Genomic DNA, 17414 nt, shown 5'->3' with positions numbered 1-17414 from the left:
CTAACGAGCCCGAAGGACGGGGGCAACCATGCGTGTTCTTGCACGGGTCGAGGCCGCGCTGCTGCACCAGACAGGGTACCTGTTTCCGTGGACGCCAGTCATGCTGGCAACGGGGATCGGTCTCTATTTCGGTGCCCGGAGCGAGCCCGGCTGGCCGGTATACGCAGGTCTGTTTTGCTTGTTCCTGGCTCTTTTTGCCTTAAGCCGCCGGCTGCCACCGGGGGTGGGAACGTTAGCGACCGGGGGGGCGCTGATTGCGGTCGGTGTTATACTGGCAGGTACTCGCGCCCATATGGTGGCAGAACCGGTTCTGTCCTGGCGGTACTATGGCCCTGTCGAGGGGAGGGTCGTCGCCATGGATCGGTCTGCCTCGGATGCGTTGCGGTTGACGCTCGATCAGGTGCGCGTAGGGGACGTACCGAATGAGCGCAGGCCGCGACGCATCCGTCTTTCTGTTCATGGCACGACAGACCCTTTTGCGCCTGGCCAACGGATCATGACCACAGCGCATCTTTCGCCGCCGCAGGGCCCGGTTGAACCTGGCGGGTTCGATTTTCGTCGCCATGCCTGGTTTCAGGGGCTGGGTGCAGTCGGGTATACCCGCGTTCCTGTTTTGACGATTGCGCCAGCCAAAGACGGTATTGGCGGTGTTCGGATTACCGCAATCCGAATGGCGATATCGCGGCGAGTGAAACAAATCCTGCCCGGAGAAATCGGTGGGTTTGCTGCTGCCGTCACCACAGGTGATCGCAGTGGTATGGGGCAAGAGACTCTCTTGTCCCTGCGCGCGTCGAACCTGGCGCATTTGCTTGCCATTTCCGGGCTTCACATGGGGTTACTGACGGGTTTTGTTTTTGTGGCCTGTCGCATTGGTTTGTCACTGATCCCCTACGTGGCATTGAGGCTACCTGTTCGAAAAGTTGCGGCTGTGTTCGCGCTGATCGCGGCAACGCTTTATTTACTGCTATCCGGCGGGAATATTGCAACCGAACGCGCCTATGTCATGGTCAGTGTCATGCTGGGGGCCGTGTTGATCGACAGGCGTGCGATCTCGTTGCGTGCGGTTTCTGTTGCTGCGCTGATCGTTCTGGTTCTTTGGCCCGAGTCGCTGCTGAGCCCGGGGTTTCAGATGTCCTTTGCAGCAACGACAGCCTTGGTCGCCGTCTTCGGCGCATTGCAAAAGGTGGGTCCGTTACCGGGCCCGAATTGGTTAAAGCCGATTGCTGGCGTGGTAATGTCCTCGGCGATAGCTGGGCTTGCCACGGCCCCAATTGGCGCTGCGCATTTCAATACGATGTCTCACTATGGATTGCTGGCGAATCTGCTGTCAGTGCCCGTGATGGGCCTTGTTGTTGTACCTGCGGCAGTTGCCGCCGCACTGGCGGCCCCTTTTGGGTTGGAGGCTGTCCCGCTGACCGTAATGGGCTGGGCTCTGCGTTGGATCCTGTGGGTGTCAAACTGGGTGTCGCATCTCGGCGGTGCTCAGGGTTTTGTAGTCAGTCCGCCCTGGTATGTATTGCCACTTGTTGCTGTTGGGGCTTTGTGGCTGGCCTTGTGGCAAGGGCGCGCGCGTTGGTACGGGGTCGGGCCCGTCATTCTTTCATTTTTGCTTTGGAATTCGGGCCACAGGCCAGATGTTCTGATTGCAGAAAACGGGGGGTTGGTCGGCGTGATGACCTCTCAGGGTCGGGCCCTGAGTAAAAGCAAAGGCAGTGGGTTTGTCGCCAGCGTCTGGCTGGAGAATGACGGTGACGGTGTTGATCAGATTGCGGCAGCAGGCCGATGGCCGGATAGCAGCACCGTTCAGCGATACCCTTATCAGGATATGGAAATCATCCATATTTCGGGCAAAAAGGCTGCGCGCGCGTTCGACGAATGCAAACACAACCAGATCATTGTTTCGACGGTCGCGCTGCCCCTTGCGGGCGCGTGCGCCATCTTCGATCCGGATCACCTGAGCGAAACCGGCAGCCTGTCATTGTCGGACGGAAAGCTGACTTCCAGCGCAGAACTGACAGGCCAACGGCTCTGGTCCCCGAAGCCCGCCGGGGACCGTCGTTTGAAGCAAGATTAATAGGTCCGGATCAGACCGACTAGGCGACCCTGAACCTTGACCATTTCTTCGGGAAGAACGCGCGTCTCATAAGCCGGGTTGGCCGCTTCGAGTGCAATAGCGTTGCCGCGGCGGAAAAAGCGTTTCAGCGTCGCTTCCTGATCTTCTACCAGTGCAACCACGATATCACCGTTATCAGCAGTCGCGGTTTCGCGGATGACGACCACATCCCCGTCATTGATGCCCGCGTCGATCATCGAGTCGCCGCGAACCTCTAGCGCATAGTGCTGGCCTTTTCCGGAAACCATGGGGCCGGGGACCGCTACGTGATGAGACACGTGGCTGATCGCCTCAATGGGGACACCCGCCGCGATCCGACCCATCACCGGCAATTCCAGCGCATCCACAGCAACTGGCTCAATATTGGTCGGGCGGGGGCCCTTGGGCCTGTCACCCTCGATCACGCGGGGTGAAAAACCGGCAGTTGGTTCGCCGCCAAGGCTTTCGGGAAGTTTCACAATTTCAATCGCGCGGGCACGATGCGCGAGGCGACGAATAAAGCCACGTTCCTCCAGTGCAGTGATCAGCCTGTGGATGCCGGATTTCGACCGCAGGTCAAGCGCGGCCTTCATTTCATCGAAACTGGGCGGAACACCGTCCGCCTGCACGCGTTTTTGGATGAATTTCAACAAATCCAATTGCTTCTTGGTCAGCATTGCTCACACCTCGTCGCTCATGCGTTTTCTTTTGTTCTACGCATGTTCACGTTTTGTGTCAATGAATTTGGGAGAAGTTCAGATCGGCAGGTACTGAACCGTTTCCCCGGTCTTGCGGGCGGGATCGTTCGGGGGACGGACCAATAGGGCGTTTGCCTGCGCCAGAACGCTAAGGAGAGAGCTGTCCTGATCTGCACAGGCCCGGATACCCGTTTCGCCCAGAACCGCGCGCATGTAATGCTCGCGCGGGCCGTTTTCTGTCAGTGGTTCGGTCAAGTGGGCAGACCGAAAGGGCGGCAGAACCAATTCCAACCCCAGCATCCGGCGCACCATCGGGGCAAGGAACAGATAGCCACAGACCATCGCGCTGACCGGGTTCCCAGGAAGTCCGACCATCGCGGTGCCACCCATGCGACCAGCCATCAGGGGTTTTCCGGGGCGCATTCGGATCTTGTAGAAAGACCGGTCCATCCCCAAACCCTGCGATACATCAGACACAAGGTCGTAGTCACCAACCGACGCACCGCCAATCGTCACGACGAGATCGGCCCCTCGCGCCAGGTCAAACGCAGTCTCAAGCGATGAAACCGTGTCCCGTGCAATCGGAAGGACACGAACCACAGCACCGAGCCCCTCAAGCAATGCCCGCAATCCAAACGTGTTCGACGCGATAATCTGGTCCGGTCCCGGTTCTTCGCCGGGCATGACAAGTTCGTCGCCGGTCGAGATCAGGGCAATCACGGGTTTTCGAGAAACCGGGACCTGCGCGATATTCATCGCAGCCATCAGGGCAACGTCTTCGGCGCGGATCATACGCGGTGCCGTGATGGGCGCGCCTGCCATGAAATCCACACCGGCAGGGCGGATGTTTGTTTTGGGGCCGGGGTCGTCTGTGATCGTGATCAGATCGCCACGCCGGTCGGTATCTTCCTGAATCACAACGAAGTCTGAGCCCTCGGGAACCGGAGCGCCGGTAAAGATACGTACGGCCTGACCGGGGCCTACTGAGCCGTCGAAACGACGGCCCGCGGCGGATTCTCCCACCACTTTGAACATGGCATGAAGCTCGACTTCGTCGGCTTTGACGGCGTAGCCATCCATCGATGATGCGGCAAATGGCGGCTGGTCGCGCGTTGCCACAACCTCGTGTGACAGAACACGTCCCGCAGACTGGGCCAGTGGAACCTGTTCCGAAGGTAGAGGGCTGACAAGATCGAACAGCAGGGCGCGCGCTTCTTCGACGGTAATCATTTCGCCTCGTAACGTCCTGATTTTCCGCCGTCTTTGAGGCTTACATGAATGCCGCCAATTTCCATCGCTTTGTCGACGGCTTTGGTCATATCGTACACAGTCAAGGCTGCGGTGGAAACGGCGGTCAGGGCCTCCATTTCAACTCCGGTTTGACCTGACGTCTTGACTGTCGCTTCGATCTGAACACCCGGCAGATCCGGGTCGAGGGTCAGTTCAACGGCAACCTTGGTCACTGGCAAAGGATGGCAGAGCGGGATCAGATCCGGCGTCTTCTTTGCACCCATGATACCGGCCAGGCGGGCAACGCCCAAAACATCGCCCTTTGCTGCGCGTTGTTCTGAAATGATTCCATAGGTTTCCGGCGCCATTTTCACGTGACCTACAGCTACGGCTATGCGATCTGTGACCTCTTTGCCCGAGACGTCGACCATGTGCGCCTGACCTTGAGCATCGAAATGGGTCAGCGGCATCACATCACTCCGGGGATAAGCGGATTGGACAGGATGTGGCGGGTGGCCGCTTCGACATCGTCCTGGCGCATCAGGCTTTCGCCGATCAAAAAGCACCGGGCGCCATAGCGCGCAATATCCCGCAAATCTTCCGGGTTGCCCAACCCGCTTTCACACACGATAGTACGGTCTGCCGGTACCAGTTTGGACAGGCGTCGTGTTGTATCAAGAGTGGTCTCGAAGGTTTTGAGATTGCGGTTATTTATGCCAATCAATGGGCTTTTCAGTTGGGCTGCGCGTTCAAGCTCGGCTTCGTCGTGCACCTCAATCAGAACATCCATCTCCCAATCGAAAGCGGTTTGTTCCAACTCGGCTGCCTGATCATCGCTGACGGATGCCATGATGATCAGAATACAGTCGGCTTCCAAAGCACGTGCCTCAACCACCTGATAAGGGTCATAAATGAAATCTTTGCGCAAAGCGGGCAGAGATGTCGCGTTACGCGCTTGTGTCAGATATTCCTTGGCACCCTGAAAGCTGGGCGTGTCGGTGAGCACGGATAAACACGCAGCACCGCCTTCTTCATATGCCTTAGCCAAGGCAGGCGGATCAAAATCAAGCCGGATCAAACCCTTGGAGGGACTGGCTTTCTTGACCTCAGCGATCAGGCCGTAACCTTGCCGGGACGCAGCTTGAAGCGCTGCGGCAAACCCGCGGGTTTCCGAAGCGGCACGTGCTTCACTTTCCAGCGTTTCCAAGGACTTCTGAGCCTTGTCTGCTGCGATTTCTTCCAGTTTGTAGGCTTTGATCTTGTCCAGAACGGTTTCGGTCATGCGGCCTCCTGAGTCTTGGCGGCCAAGGCCGAAATTTTGTTTTTGGCTTCACCGCTGTCGATGCTCTCGGCGGCCATGGCCACACCTTCGCGCAGATCACTTGCCGCATCAGCGACAACCAATGCCGCGGCAGAGTTCAGCAACACTGCGTCACGATACGCGGACGGGGCGCCGTCCAGCAGCGCACGAAATGCGATGGCGTTCTCTTCAGGGGTTCCGCCGAGGATGTCTTCGAAAGGGTGCACAGGCAGGCCGGCATCCTCGGGGTGCAGCTCGACCTCTTTGATCACGTCATCTTCCAAAGCGGCGACCCAGCTGATACCGGTGATCGTCAACTCGTCTGTCCCGTCCGATCCGTGTACCAGCCACGCGCGGTCTGACCCCAGCAAGCCTAGTGTTTCAGCCATGGGGCGGATCAGCTCGCGGCTAAAGGCACCCGTCAGTTGCCGTTTGACACCGGCAGGGTTGGTCAGCGGGCCCAGGATATTGAAAATCGTGCGCGTTCCCAGTTCCTGCCGCGAGGGCATAACATGCGCAATAGCCGGGTGATGCATCGGTGCCATCATGAAACCGATACCGACATCTTTCAGAGCACTTTCAACAACTTGTGGTCCAACCATAACGTTGATACCCATTTGCCCCAGTGCATCCGCTGCGCCGGATTTGGAGCTTAGGTTGCGGTTGCCGTGTTTTGCGACTGTCACGCCAGCACCTGCGACGACAAAGGCCGTCGCGGTCGAGATGTTCAGGGTGCCTTTCCCGTCTCCGCCCGTGCCAACGATGTCGATCGCCCCTTCGGGCGCCCGCACGGCATTGCACTTGGCGCGCATCACAGCCGCGGCCGCGGCATATTCATCAACCGTTTCCCCCCTTGTACGCATGGCCATCAACAGCCCGCCAATCTGGCTTGGCGTGGCTTCGCCGTTGAACAGGATGCCAAAGGCGGTCTCGGCCTCTTTACGGGTCAGCGGACGATCGGCGGCTGCTCCGATCAACGGTTTCAGCGCGTCGCTCATGCGGGGACTTTCAGTTCTTGCAGGAAGTTCTTGAGAAGGGCGTGACCATGCTCGGAAGCAATCGATTCAGGGTGGAACTGAACACCGTGAATAGGCAGTTCCTTGTGTTGCAGCCCCATGATCGTGCCGTCTTCCAGCTCGGCTGTGATCTCAAGACAGTCGGGCAGCGTCTCACGCTCGACCACCAGCGAATGGTAGCGTGTGGCTTCAAAGGGCGATGGAAGGCCAGCAAAGACGCCTTTTCCGGTGTGGTGCATGATGCCCATTTTGCCGTGCACAATTTCGTGGCACCGAACCACCTTGCCACCGAACGCCTGTCCAATGGTCTGATGCCCAAGACAAACCCCCAAAAGGGGTGTTTTGGTCTCGGCCGCCGCTTCGGTCAGAGCCAGACAGATGCCCGCCTGATCCGGGTCGCAGGGGCCGGGGCTTAGCAAGATGCCAGCCGGGTTCATGGCCATTGCTTCCTGTACATCCAGCGCATCATTGCGGCGAATGACCATTTCGGCACCAAGTTCGCCCAAATAATGTACCAAATTGTAGGTAAACGAGTCGTAGTTGTCGATCAGCAGCAGCATATGGGCACTTATCTTCGCTTGGGCATTTCGGGCTGGCGATGCAACCCCGGGCCACGGTATAATGTCCGCACATACATGCTCAGGCTTGGGCGGCAGCGTCAAGAGGACATACGGTTTCTGACGCCTCCAATTGACCGAGCGCCACACCAGATGGCGCAGAGCAGGGCGAGGCAGGGAAAAGAGGCGAAAGGCAGGAAATATGGGCGGATTTTTCGGAGGAATGGTCGCAGGGGCGATCGTTGTTTTGATCTTGGGTGCGGTCGTGTCGCTCAACACGCCGATGGTCAATACGCCGGTTGTTGCGACCGAAGCACCAGCGCCGACGATTTCAGAAACACCAGAGGCGCCTAGTGAACTTGCCGAGGACGTTTCTGATGCCGATCTGGTGGAACTGGCCCCGCGTGCGCCAGAAGCCGCCGATAATGCCAGCGAAGATCTGGCCGACCTGTCCGGGCTGGAAGCGTCATCCGAGCCGCAGCCCGAGGTTGGTAAAGCGGCTGAGGCCCCGAACGAGCCCACTGCAACGGTGGCGACCGAAGTGTCTGTCATGACCGAAGCCCCCGCTGCGCCGCCCGAGCCTAGCCAGGTGCCCGCAGTTCAGCAGGAACAGTCGTTGCCGGTTGTAATTGATGAAACCCCCACACCGCCGATCGAGTCCGACACAACCGAGGTCGCAGTTCTTGAGCCCGAACCAAATCCGTTGCCACAGGTCGAGGCTGATCCACAAACAAATGACGCCACGACTGATAATTCATTTGAAAGCAGTCCGATTGCGGTGGAAGGGGATGAAGACACCTTGCCCCGCGAGCTTCCGCGCATTGCTGCGCTGCCTCAGATCGGGGGAGAACAGGAAGAAAGTACCAGTTCGATCGTCGGAAAACGTATCCTGCCGTTGACGGAACGAGATGATGAGCCTGTTGCAGAACAGGCGATTTCCGAACAGCCATCTGCGGAAAAACCGATTGAACGTTTTGCCGCCAAGTTCGAGAACCCGGAAGCTAAGCCGCTGATGTCGATCATTCTGATTGATGACGAAGGCGCATTCGGTGCCGAAGCGTTGCAGGATTTCCCTTACCCGATCAGCTTTGCCGTAAACCCGTCTGATCCGGATGCGGCGGAAAAGATGGCACGGCACCGCGCGGCCGGGTTCGAAGTTCTGGCCCTTGCGGACTTGCCCGAGGCAGCAAGCGCGCAGGATGCCGAAGTTTCCTTGTCTGTGTGGCTGGACACCTTGCCTGAAACAGTGGGTATTCTGGAAGGCGTGAACAGCGGCATTCAAGGAAATCGCAAGCTGGCCGATCAGGTCGCGGCGATTGCCGCCGGAACCGGACGCGGGTTGATCACACAGGACAATGGGCTGAACACTGTCCAGAAGTTGGCGGTTCGCAATGGCATTCCGTCCAGCGTAGTGTTCCGCGATATCGATGGGGCGCGACAGGATCCCAGAATCATGCGCCGGTTCCTGGATCAGGCCGCGTTCCGGGCAGGTCAGGAAGGAACCGTTGTCATGCTGGGGCGGGTACGGCCCGAGACAATCTCGGCCCTGTTGCTGTGGGGTCTTGAGGATCGCGGCAGCCGGGTAGCGATGGCGCCGATCTCGGCCGTCTTGATGAAACAGGTACAGTGACAGCTTGAAACAGGGCGGTGATCAATTGATCAGCCGCCCTTGTTTTTTTAACTGTTGCCGTTTCCGGTGAACCGAGCGGCATCTTCCGCCGCGCGCCGAATGGCGTTTGACTTATGGACAGTCTCCATAAACTCGGCCTCGGGGTCGCTGTCATAGACAACACCGCCGCCAGCCTGAATATAGAGTTTCTGATCCTTCACGATGGCCGTGCGCAGGGCAATGCACATGTCCATGTCACCGCCTGCGCTGAAATAGCCAACACCACCGCCATAGACGCCGCGTTTTTCCGGCTCAAGCTCGTCAATGATCTCCATCGCCCGCACTTTCGGCGCACCCGAGACGGTGCCCGCAGGCATCCCGGCAAAGAAGGCGTCCAGCGCATCTTTGTCTTCCGCCAGCTCACCCACCACGTTCGACACGATGTGCATCACATGGCTGTAGCGTTCGATGATGAACTCTTCGGTCGGGCGAACTGTGCCGATTTTGGACACGCGGCCGGTATCATTGCGCCCGAGGTCCAGAAGCATGAGATGTTCGGCTAGCTCTTTCTTATCGGCCAGCAGGTCAAGCTCGTTCGCTTTGTCTTCCTCGGGGGTCGCGCCACGGGGACGTGTGCCTGCAATCGGGCGAATGGTGACTTCGCTGCCGAACACCCGCACCAGAATCTCGGGGCTGGCCCCAACGACCTGAAAACCGCCGAAGTTGAAGTAGAACATAAACGGCGAGGGGTTGGTGCGCCGCAGCGAACGATAAAGCGCAAAAGGCGGCAGCGGAAATTCCTGCGTCCAACGCTGCGCTGGAACTACCTGGAAGATATCGCCAGCACGGATGTATTCCTTGGCCTTTTCAACCGCTTCCAAATAGCCGGATTTGGTGAAGTTCGACACCGGCGCCGCAATTTCGCGCGCGTCGCCCAGATCACGGGTTTCGGCGGGCATCGCACGTTCCAGATCGCGGACCGCATCCATCACACGCTCGGCCGCCTGCGCATAGGCAGCTTTGGCAGATTGACCGTCGCTGGCCCAGGCGGGTGAAACCACCGTCACCTCGCCTTTGACGCCATCCAATACTGCGACAACAGACGGGCGCAACATGATCGCATCTGGCAGTCCCAGCGGATCGGGGTTCACGTTCGGCAGGTATTCGACCAGCCGGACCATGTCATAGCCCAGATATCCAAACAATCCGGCGGCAGCCTGAGGCAGGTCGTCTGGCAGTTCAATACGGCTTTCGGCCAGCAAGGCGCGCAGATTGTCCATCGGATTGCCGTCCTGCGCAGCAAAGGCGTCGGCGTCGAACCGCGCCGAGCGGTTCAACTCGCACGTTTCACCGTGACAGCGCCAGATCAGGTCCGGTTTCATGCCGATGATCGAATAGCGGCCACGCACCTCACCGCCCGTAACCGACTCCAGCATGAACGCATCTTTCTGCGCTCCCGTCAGTTTGAGCATCAACGATACGGGTGTGTCCAGATCGGCGGCGAGACGTGTGTAAACCACCTGGTTTTCGCCCTCTTCATAGGCGCGTGCGAAGGTATCGAAATCGGGTGTCAGGGCCATCTTGGTCTCGCTTAAAAGCTCGCCTGCACGGCGTTTAGCGCCTGCTGATCCACGACCGGGCGGGCGCGGGTCTGAGCGTCCCGTACGTATGCGTCAAAAATATTCTGCGACAGCGCCTGATCCATCTGCGTTGCCAGTGCGTCGCGCAACCGGCGCAGTTCGTCGGAATCCTCGGGGGGCAGAACCTCGTCCAGACGCACCAGCAAGGCTGCACCATTTCCTCCAATGACGCGCAACTCACCGAGTTCCATCTGGAACACTTCATTCATGAAACTGGCGGGGACGTCATCAAGAAACGCGGTACGCGTCAGTGCGTTTTCAACGCGGAAGGGCAGGCCAGTCGCAGCGAAGTCACCATCAGTGGCCAGTTGGCTCAGTGCGGCGTTTGCTTTGTCCAGCAAGGCTTTGTTGGTCTCTGCCTGTACCCAGGCAGCGGCGACACGGTCGCGTGCGCTTTCCAGCGGTTCAGGGCGACGCGGCAGAATGTCGTTCAGGCGCAAGGCAAAGATCGATCCATCTTCGAGAAATGCGATTTCTGGGAAATCTCCTTCTTGCACGGCTTCGGCCGCCGCGCGGAACCCGTCATAGGCCGCTATGTCCTCGGCGCTGTCTCGGGTCCAGTCGATCTGACCCAGTTCCATTTCGGTTTCACTTGCCAGTTCTTCCAGGGTCGCACCGCCAGCCAGCATGTCGTTTATGTCTTCGGACTGAGACTCGATCAGGCGGCGGGCGCGTTCTGTCGCCAGTTCTTCGCGCAGGGCCGGTTCGGCCTCCTCAAAGGGAACGCTGTTTGCAGCCAGGGATCCGTTGACACGGAACAGGGCGGGGCCAAATACCGAAGGCAGAGGGCCAACAACAGCATCAAGCTCTGCCGCGAACACGGCGTCGGCTGCCTCGCCCAGATCCTCACGTGTCAGGTCGCCGAGATCGATATCGGAAAGTTCCAGATCACGGTCACGAACCAGTTGTTCAAAGGTCGTTCCGCCGACCTCAAGTTGCGCCTTGGCGTCGTTGGCTGCTTGTTCATCCGGGAAATTCAGGCGCTCGACCAGACGGCGTTCCGGTTGATTATATTCGTCCGACCGCTCTTCAAAAAGTTTGCGAAGGGAATCTTCGTCAACCTCAACCGTGTCCACCAACATGGCCGGAGACAGAATCGCATAAGTCAGCTGTTTGGTACGGGGCAGGGTGAACTGTTCAGCGTTTTCGTCATAGAAGGTCTGAATCTGCGCGTCAGTCGGTTCGGCCACGGGGGTTTCCAATGCCTCGGCCCCTGCCGTCGCAACGGTAAAGCTGCGACGGGCGCCAATGTAGTTGGCCATCGTTTCTGTCACGGTGGCAGGCATTTCCACACCCCCCATGATCGCACCTTGAACGATCGTACGGGCGGATTCTTTGCGCAGGTCCGTCTCGAACTCGGAATCCGTCATGCCGACCTGTTCAAGCTGAAAGCGGTATGCCTCGCGGTCGAAACTGCCGTCTACGCCCTGAAAGGCCGGAACTGACACGATCTCTTTTTGCAGGTTCTCATCCCCTATGGAAATCCCAAGCTGGCTCACCTCGTTGTCCAGCGCCGCCAAGGCCGTCAGGCGGGCAAGCGCGTTTCGGTCCAGCCCCAGATCGCGTGCCTGCGACATTTGCAGGGGCTGACCCGATTGCGCCTCAACCGCGCGGATCTCGCGCTGCAACTCGCGGACAAAATCATCGATCGAGATGCTTTCATCACCAACTTGCGCCACAGTACGGACTGTGCCGCTCAGGTTGACCGCGCCGAACCCCGCAAGCCCCAGCATCAGCATGCCCATCAGAATCCAGACAAAGGTTTTCGAAAGACTTTTAGCGCCTGCGGCCATGGTGCCCTCTTGTTATTTCGGCAGCGTTCTGCCCTGTCGGTTGCCGCCTTGAATACGACGCACACCGCCGGGGGGCAAGCTTAGAAGGACAGGCCCTGCAATCGTTTGAACAATTGGCCCAAACCTGTGCGGTCGAGGTTGGCGAATGCAATGCGCACTTGCCGTTTCCCGTCCGGGTGGTGATCGGGCGTGAACATGGTGCCGGGCAATAGCAGAACACCGGCTTCACGCACCAAACGCCGGGCAAGTTCGTCGGACGGAATGTCAAACGGGTGCTCCAGATAGGCGAAATACGCCCCAAGTCCCAAAAGACGCCAGCCTTTAGCTTCCAGTGCGGGTATCCTCTCAAGGATGGCAGCGCGACGGTCGAGTATTTCGTCGCGTTCGCCTGCCAGCCATTGCGACAAGTTCTGCATACCCCAAAGCGCGGCGAACTGTCCGATCTGACCGGGGCAAATGGCAACAGTGTCGAGAAACTTCTCGACCTCAGCCAGAAGTGCGGTGCCCGTTGCAATTGCGCCGACCCTGTGGCCCGTCAGCCTGTAGGCCTTGGAGAAGGAATAAAGGTGGATCAGCGTCTGATCCCAGTCTGGTTGCTGGAACAGGTCATGTGGTGGCCCGCTGCGACTGTCGAAGTCACGGTAGGTTTCGTCGACGATCAGGTGAATCCCGGTTTCGCTCGCAAGCTCAAAGAAGGCGCGGACAAGGTCTGCCGGGTATTCAACGCCGCCGGGATTGTTGGGCGTGACCAGAGTGATGGCGCGTGTTTTGTCCGTGATCAGCGCGCGTGCGCGCTCAGGATCGGGCAGCAAATCGTCGCCGGTCTTCAGGTCCACAGCGTGGACACCCGACATATCCAGCCACATTTTATGATTGAAATACCACGGGGTTGGTAGAATGACCTCATCCCCTTCGCCGGTGATGGCCGATATCACTGCTGAAAACGCCTGATTGCAGCCTGAGGTGATAGCAACCTGAGGTGCCCCAACCCTTGCTGCGTAGTGCGTGCTGATCTGCGCAGCCAGTTCCGCGCGAAGATTGTCGTTTCCCAGCACAGGGCCATAAAGATGCGCATGGTCTTCGCGCACGGTAAATTCGGCCATAGCCTCGCGCAAGGCCAGTGGCGGCGGGTCAACCGGCGCCGCCTGGCTTACGTTGATCAGCGGGCGTTCGGGTGGGAACGCAACGCCCTCGAGCCATCGGCGCGCTTCCATCACTGGCGGCGCGAATGTTGCGGCGGTCCGGCTGAGCGTCATGTGCTGCCTACTGATCTGATTTCAATCGGTGCCGCGATAGGGCTCGACATATTGAAGGGCCATGTCCCACGGGAAAAAGATCCATGTGTCCTGACTGACTTCGGTGATGAACGTATCCACCATAGGGCGTCCCTTGGGCTTGGCATAAACCGTCGCAAAATGCGCGTTCGGATACATCTCTCGAACCAGTTCCAGGGTTTTCCCGCTGTCCACAAGATCGTCGATGATCAGAATTCCGGTTCCGTCGCCCATTAACTTGGCATCGGGTGCTTTCAGAACTTCCGCCTCACCCTGAGCTTGATGGTGGTAGGATTTGACGCTGACCGTATCGACAGTACGAATATCCAGTTCCCGGCTGACGATCATCGCAGGGGCCATGCCGCCACGGGTGATCGCCACAACAGCACGCCAGCTGCCATCATCGGGGCCTTGCCCGTCCAGACGCCACGCCAATGCGCGCGAGTCGCGGTGGATCTGGTCCCAGCTGATGTGAAATCCTTTTTCGTGCGGCAGGCGGTCCTTAGCGCTCATGTTCTTAACCTTTTTCCACATCAGGGGCGTCAACGGCCTTCATTCCGACAATATGGTAACCCGAATCCACGTGCAGATTCTCTCCGGTGACGCCGCTGCTGAGGTCCGACAACAGGTACAGGGCCGACTTGCCGACATCGTCAATGGTCACGTTGCGGCGCAGCGGAGAGTTGTACTCGTTCCATTTCATGATGTAGCGAAAATCGCCAATGCCGCTGGCAGCCAGGGTTTTGATCGGGCCGGCCGAGATCGCGTTCACGCGAATACCGTCCTTGCCCAGGTCCTCGGCCAGATACTTTACTGACGCCTCCAGCGCGGCCTTGGCAACACCCATCACGTTATAGTGGGGCATCACCTGCTCGGCTCCGTAATAGGTCAGTGTTATGGCACTGCCGCCTTCGGACATCATCTTTTCCGCGCGCTGCATAACCGCGGTGAACGAATAGACGGAGACATCCATCGTCAGCGTGAAATTGGCCCGGCTGGTATCCACATAACGTCCACGCAATTCGTTCTTGTCAGAAAAACCGATGGCGTGAACGATAAAGTCCAGCTTGCCCCATTTCTCTTCCAGCGCCGAGAAAAGCCCATCAATTGAAGCCTCATCGCTCACGTCGCAGGGCAGAACGATTTCGCTGCCCAATTGCGCAGCCAGCGGGTCCACACGTTTTTTTAAAGCGTCACCCTGATAAGAAAAGGCAAGTTCAGCTCCGGCTTCGGACAAGGCGCGGGCGATTCCCCATGCGATTGATTTGTCATTGGCCAGTCCCATGATGAGGCCACGTTTGCCGGCCATCAACTGATTTGACATGTTTGGTTCTCCGCCTGTCTTCGCGTTAGATTGGCATGGTTTATGCCATTGGTAGCGCTGCATCAAGGCCGTGCGCTCTTGCTCGCAGCGGGTTCTCGCCTTAGGCTCGTCATTAATACTTTCCAGGGGATGGAAATGACCGAGCGTGATGGCATCTTTGCTGGCTCCGATCCGTTTAAAATTGCGGCCCGGTGGTTAGCTGAGGCTGAAGAAACTGAATTGAATGATCCGAATGCGATTGCGCTTGCAACCGTTGACCCGGATGGTTTGCCAAATGCACGCATGGTTTTGCTGAAAGAAATCGAAGCGGATTCATTTGTATTCTATACAAACTACGAAAGCGTCAAAGCGAATGAGCTGGATACGTCGGAAAAAGCTGCATTTGTAATGCATTGGAAATCTTTGCGGCGTCAACTTCGTGTTCGTGGTACAGTATGTCGTGAAAACGGGCCCCAGGCTGATGCGTATTATGCATCAAGGTCATTGAAAAGCCGGTTGGGTGCCTGGGCTTCAAAGCAGTCACAACCGCTTTCAAGTCGGACAGCTTTGATGGCAGAGGTCGCGAAAGTGACCGCTAAACTTGGGCCGAATCCACCTCGTCCTCCATTCTGGGGCGGGTACCGATTAACGCCGACAGAGATTGAGTTCTGGGCTGATGGAGCATTTCGCTTGCATGACCGGTTCAGATGGAAACGAATTGAGCCGGGATCGGCATGGCATGTTGAAAGGTTGAATCCATGACGTTCACGTGTCGTGAAATGCAACAGGCAGAAAGTAAACGATTTTTTCAGCTTGAATTTGCCCGCCAATCCCATAAACAACAGACCCTTAACGAACTGCTAAAATTCGCGATGGGAAAACCGTGCCAGAAGACCTGAACAACATGTATCGCGTCCGTGGACACGTGAAATGGTTCGATCCCGCTAAGGGATACGGCTTTGTTGTGTCCGACGAAGGCGGGCCAGACATCCTGTTGCATGTGAATGTTTTGCGCAATTTCGGTCAGAGTTCCGTCGCGGACGGTGCGGGTATCGAAATCATGACACATCGCACGGACAGAGGTGTCCAAGCGGTTGAGGTTGTTGCAATCGACCCGCCAGCGCGCGCCGAGTCGATGATGTTGGCCGATTTCGCCGAGTTGGATCCGGACGCTATCGCAGAAGCCCCTTTGGAGGCTGCGCGGGTGAAGTGGTTCGACAAAGGCAAGGGCTTCGGGTTCGCAAATGTTTTTGGGCGCGGTGAAGACGTGTTCTTGCATATCGAAGTGTTGCGGCGCTCGGGGCTTGCTGACCTCCAGCCCGGAGAGGCGCTTGCGATGCGCGTAATTGATGGTAAGCGCGGCCGAATGGCGGCGCAGGTTCTCGCCTGGGAAGCCGCGCTGGACGGCTGACACTTCGATGACTCGTTTTCTGGTATTCTGGACACTTCTGATCACACTGTGGACAGGGGGGGCGTTTGCTGCGTGCAGCGTTGATCATATCACTCTCCGAAACGACAGCGCGACAATCCGATTTGACGTGGAATTGGCGGTTACGCCTCAGGAACGGTCAAAGGGGTTGATGTTTCGCGAGTCGTTGCCGAATCGATCTGGTATGCTGTTCGTGTTCGATCCACCGCAACCTGTCGCGTTCTGGATGAAGAACACACTGATTCCGCTCGACATGATATTTCTGGACCGTACGGGCACAGTGTCACACGTGCATGAGCGTGCGATTCCCGGCGATCTGACACCGATTGAAGGTGGGGATGCCGTTTTTGCGGTGCTGGAAATCAATGCCGGATTGTCCGCGCGCTACTCTATCGGCGTCGGCACTCAGATGCAGCACGAAATTTTTTCGCAAGGTCCTGCGATTTGGCCCTGTTAGGGCTTTTCAAATCAGATTGTCATCGTTAGGAAGGCGCACGGTCCGGGGCGTGGCGCAGTCTGGTAGCGCACCTGTTTTGGGTACAGGGGGTCGTAGGTTCGAATCCTGCCGCCCCGACCACTTCCTTCACATTCTCATGTGGGCGTTCCGCCCATCGCCAGATACAACGAGCTGATCGCCTGATCCAGCGCGTCACTTTCCAGTGGAACCTCAACGATTGCTCCGGTTTTCTGCGGCACTTTAAAGTACGATCGTGCGTCGACGCGATAGCCGGAACCTGTTTTTGACGATGTCAGGCGCATGACACTTTGGGGCAGGTCCTGCGGAAATCCGTCATAGTTCAGAATCAAATAGGCTGCCGCTTTTGGGGGCAGGTATTCGCTGCACTCAAAAGCCTGTTTGCCGATTTTCTCAAATACCTTGCCGGGTCCAGAACAACTGGATTCAAATGCCTCAAACAACCTTTGAGGCTGCGTTTCGAACAGCGCGCTACGTGACGGGGTGGGCGTTTCTTGTGGCGTGCAGGCCACGATACAGGCCAACGCGGGGATAAAGCGAAGCAACTTCATTCATTTGGCCTTTCTCATTCCGAAGTGAACCTTTGGTCGTTCAGCGTGGGTTCGACAGACCCGGCGAAGATGATTCCTTTACAGCCTAACCAGCGCGGCGTTGGTTGATCAAATACAGATAACTATGCTGGTAAAAACGGTAATTCGATTTGAGACTTCGAGTTGTGACCGAGAATTTGCCGAAGGCGAGCCTGTGGAGGAATCGGACCTTGAGTTTCACACCCCTCGTGTCCGGGTCTGGTCAACAAAAAAGATTTCAAATTTGGCTGAAAAAGGGCGTTGACCTTCTATGGCAATATACGCCAAATTGTATGAGCCGAAGAGATTGCCACAATATCTGGTGTTCAAGCCGGGACGGCAACAGGCGAGGGTCGGATAAGCACAGTCTATTAACGTGCAGCCGTTGTAACGGCTTTTTCGCTGTCCAAAACAGCGACCAGTACCTTT

General features: G+C 57.7%; 17 protein-coding genes and 1 tRNA gene. 6 read left to right on the top strand and 12 right to left on the bottom strand.

Annotated features, from left to right (window positions below):
* Positions 1–28: 28 nt before the first annotated feature.
* Positions 29–2074, top strand: a complete 2046-nt coding sequence (locus ACR0D9_RS05285) for a ComEC/Rec2 family competence protein (RefSeq protein ID WP_480537958.1) — start codon at positions 29–31, stop codon at positions 2072–2074.
* Here ACR0D9_RS05285 and lexA read toward each other — a convergent pair.
* The 6 genes from lexA to ACR0D9_RS05255 form a co-directional block, all read right to left on the bottom strand.
* Entirely contained in the window at positions 2071–2769 is a 699-nt protein-coding gene (gene lexA / locus ACR0D9_RS05280; RefSeq protein WP_267364515.1) for a transcriptional repressor LexA, read from the bottom strand. The two genes, ACR0D9_RS05285 and lexA, sit on opposite strands and share 4 nt — an antisense overlap.
* A 78-nt stretch (positions 2770–2847) precedes the next feature.
* Positions 2848–4020, bottom strand: coding sequence for a molybdopterin molybdotransferase MoeA (locus ACR0D9_RS05275; protein ID WP_480485523.1), 1173 nt, complete (start codon positions 4018–4020; stop codon positions 2848–2850).
* Complete coding sequence (gene moaC / locus ACR0D9_RS05270; RefSeq protein WP_267364518.1) at positions 4017–4490, bottom strand: cyclic pyranopterin monophosphate synthase MoaC; 474 nt, start codon at positions 4488–4490, stop codon at positions 4017–4019. The genes ACR0D9_RS05275 and moaC overlap by 4 nt, the downstream gene beginning before the upstream one ends.
* Complete coding sequence (gene trpC / locus ACR0D9_RS05265; protein ID WP_480480774.1) at positions 4490–5302, bottom strand: indole-3-glycerol phosphate synthase TrpC; 813 nt, start codon at positions 5300–5302, stop codon at positions 4490–4492. The genes moaC and trpC overlap by 1 nt, the downstream gene beginning before the upstream one ends.
* The gene (trpD, locus tag ACR0D9_RS05260; protein WP_480537956.1) at positions 5299–6318 is read right to left on the bottom strand and encodes an anthranilate phosphoribosyltransferase; all 1020 of its coding nucleotides are present in this window, start codon (positions 6316–6318) and stop codon (positions 5299–5301) included. The genes trpC and trpD overlap by 4 nt, the downstream gene beginning before the upstream one ends.
* Complete coding sequence (locus ACR0D9_RS05255; RefSeq protein ID WP_480472961.1) at positions 6315–6896, bottom strand: anthranilate synthase component II; 582 nt, start codon at positions 6894–6896, stop codon at positions 6315–6317. Before ACR0D9_RS05255 ends, trpD begins: the two co-directional genes overlap by 4 nt.
* Positions 6897–7095: 199 nt before the next feature.
* Between ACR0D9_RS05255 and ACR0D9_RS05250 the strand changes: the two genes are divergently transcribed.
* A complete protein-coding gene (locus ACR0D9_RS05250; RefSeq protein ID WP_480485525.1) occupies positions 7096–8523 on the top strand; it encodes a divergent polysaccharide deacetylase family protein in 1428 nt (475 codons plus the stop codon).
* 47 nt (positions 8524–8570) lie between these two features.
* On the opposite strand, the gene trpE is transcribed toward ACR0D9_RS05250, so the two are convergent.
* From trpE to fabI, 5 genes are all read right to left on the bottom strand, one after another.
* Positions 8571–10082: an anthranilate synthase component I gene (trpE, locus tag ACR0D9_RS05245; protein ID WP_480537954.1), complete on the bottom strand. Its 1512-nt coding sequence runs from the start codon at positions 10080–10082 to the stop codon at positions 8571–8573.
* A gap of 11 nt (positions 10083–10093) precedes the next feature.
* Complete coding sequence (locus tag ACR0D9_RS05240; RefSeq protein WP_480537952.1) at positions 10094–11935, bottom strand: SurA N-terminal domain-containing protein; 1842 nt, start codon at positions 11933–11935, stop codon at positions 10094–10096.
* 80 nt (positions 11936–12015) lie between these two features.
* A complete protein-coding gene (locus ACR0D9_RS05235) occupies positions 12016–13191 on the bottom strand; it encodes an aminotransferase (protein ID WP_480537950.1) in 1176 nt (391 codons plus the stop codon).
* A 21-nt stretch (positions 13192–13212) separates the two neighbouring features.
* Positions 13213–13722, bottom strand: a complete 510-nt coding sequence (gene gpt / locus ACR0D9_RS05230) for a xanthine phosphoribosyltransferase (protein WP_267365342.1) — start codon at positions 13720–13722, stop codon at positions 13213–13215.
* Between the two features lie 4 nt (positions 13723–13726).
* Positions 13727–14533: an enoyl-ACP reductase FabI gene (gene fabI / locus ACR0D9_RS05225; protein ID WP_267365343.1), complete on the bottom strand. Its 807-nt coding sequence runs from the start codon at positions 14531–14533 to the stop codon at positions 13727–13729.
* A 135-nt stretch (positions 14534–14668) separates the two neighbouring features.
* On the opposite strand from fabI, the gene pdxH reads away from it, so the two are divergent.
* The 4 genes from pdxH to ACR0D9_RS05205 all read left to right on the top strand — a co-directional run bounded on the left by pdxH (position 14669) and on the right by ACR0D9_RS05205 (position 16518).
* Positions 14669–15274, top strand: a complete 606-nt coding sequence (gene pdxH, locus ACR0D9_RS05220; protein ID WP_480480787.1) for a pyridoxamine 5'-phosphate oxidase — start codon at positions 14669–14671, stop codon at positions 15272–15274.
* A gap of 142 nt (positions 15275–15416) precedes the next feature.
* Positions 15417–15923: a cold-shock protein gene (locus tag ACR0D9_RS05215; protein ID WP_245220458.1), complete on the top strand. Its 507-nt coding sequence runs from the start codon at positions 15417–15419 to the stop codon at positions 15921–15923.
* Between the two features lie 7 nt (positions 15924–15930).
* Complete coding sequence (locus ACR0D9_RS05210) at positions 15931–16398, top strand: DUF192 domain-containing protein (RefSeq protein WP_480485531.1); 468 nt, start codon at positions 15931–15933, stop codon at positions 16396–16398.
* A gap of 43 nt (positions 16399–16441) precedes the next feature.
* A tRNA-Pro gene (locus ACR0D9_RS05205) sits at positions 16442–16518 on the top strand.
* Positions 16519–16532: 14 nt separating this feature from the next.
* Here the strand turns inward: ACR0D9_RS05205 and ACR0D9_RS05200 are convergent.
* Positions 16533–16967 (bottom strand): hypothetical protein, encoded by a 435-nt coding sequence (locus tag ACR0D9_RS05200; RefSeq protein WP_267365347.1) that lies wholly within the window; start codon positions 16965–16967, stop codon positions 16533–16535.
* Between the last annotated feature and the right edge of the window lie 447 nt (positions 16968–17414).

This window comes from Ruegeria sp. AK11, assembly GCF_056541095.1.
The sequence above is the reverse complement of the archived record's forward strand: the minus strand, read 5'-3'. Positions and strand labels throughout refer to the sequence as shown.

Bases quoted from the DNA above. Each gene is read 5' to 3' on its own strand.
- ACR0D9_RS05255 (WP_480472961.1), bottom strand. From the start codon at position 6,896: ATGCTGCTGCTGATCGACAACTACGACTCGTTTACCTACAATTTGGTA.
- ACR0D9_RS05235 (WP_480537950.1), bottom strand. From the start codon at position 13,191: ATGACGCTCAGCCGGACCGCCGCAACATTCGCGCCGCCAGTGATGGAA.
- ACR0D9_RS05250 (WP_480485525.1), top strand. From the start codon at position 7,096: ATGGGCGGATTTTTCGGAGGAATGGTCGCAGGGGCGATCGTTGTTTTG.
- lexA (WP_267364515.1), bottom strand. From the start codon at position 2,769: ATGCTGACCAAGAAGCAATTGGATTTGTTGAAATTCATCCAAAAACGC.
- ACR0D9_RS05285 (WP_480537958.1), top strand. From the start codon at position 29: ATGCGTGTTCTTGCACGGGTCGAGGCCGCGCTGCTGCACCAGACAGGG.
- gpt (WP_267365342.1), bottom strand. From the start codon at position 13,722: ATGAGCGCTAAGGACCGCCTGCCGCACGAAAAAGGATTTCACATCAGC.
- pdxH (WP_480480787.1), top strand. From the start codon at position 14,669: ATGACCGAGCGTGATGGCATCTTTGCTGGCTCCGATCCGTTTAAAATT.
- moaC (WP_267364518.1), bottom strand. From the start codon at position 4,490: ATGCCGCTGACCCATTTCGATGCTCAAGGTCAGGCGCACATGGTCGAC.
- ACR0D9_RS05215 (WP_245220458.1), top strand. From the start codon at position 15,417: ATGTATCGCGTCCGTGGACACGTGAAATGGTTCGATCCCGCTAAGGGA.
- trpD (WP_480537956.1), bottom strand. From the start codon at position 6,318: ATGAGCGACGCGCTGAAACCGTTGATCGGAGCAGCCGCCGATCGTCCG.
- ACR0D9_RS05200 (WP_267365347.1), bottom strand. From the start codon at position 16,967: ATGAAGTTGCTTCGCTTTATCCCCGCGTTGGCCTGTATCGTGGCCTGC.
- ACR0D9_RS05210 (WP_480485531.1), top strand. From the start codon at position 15,931: ATGACTCGTTTTCTGGTATTCTGGACACTTCTGATCACACTGTGGACA.
- ACR0D9_RS05240 (WP_480537952.1), bottom strand. From the start codon at position 11,935: ATGGCCGCAGGCGCTAAAAGTCTTTCGAAAACCTTTGTCTGGATTCTG.
- ACR0D9_RS05275 (WP_480485523.1), bottom strand. From the start codon at position 4,020: ATGATTACCGTCGAAGAAGCGCGCGCCCTGCTGTTCGATCTTGTCAGC.
- trpC (WP_480480774.1), bottom strand. From the start codon at position 5,302: ATGACCGAAACCGTTCTGGACAAGATCAAAGCCTACAAACTGGAAGAA.
- trpE (WP_480537954.1), bottom strand. From the start codon at position 10,082: ATGGCCCTGACACCCGATTTCGATACCTTCGCACGCGCCTATGAAGAG.
- fabI (WP_267365343.1), bottom strand. From the start codon at position 14,533: ATGTCAAATCAGTTGATGGCCGGCAAACGTGGCCTCATCATGGGACTG.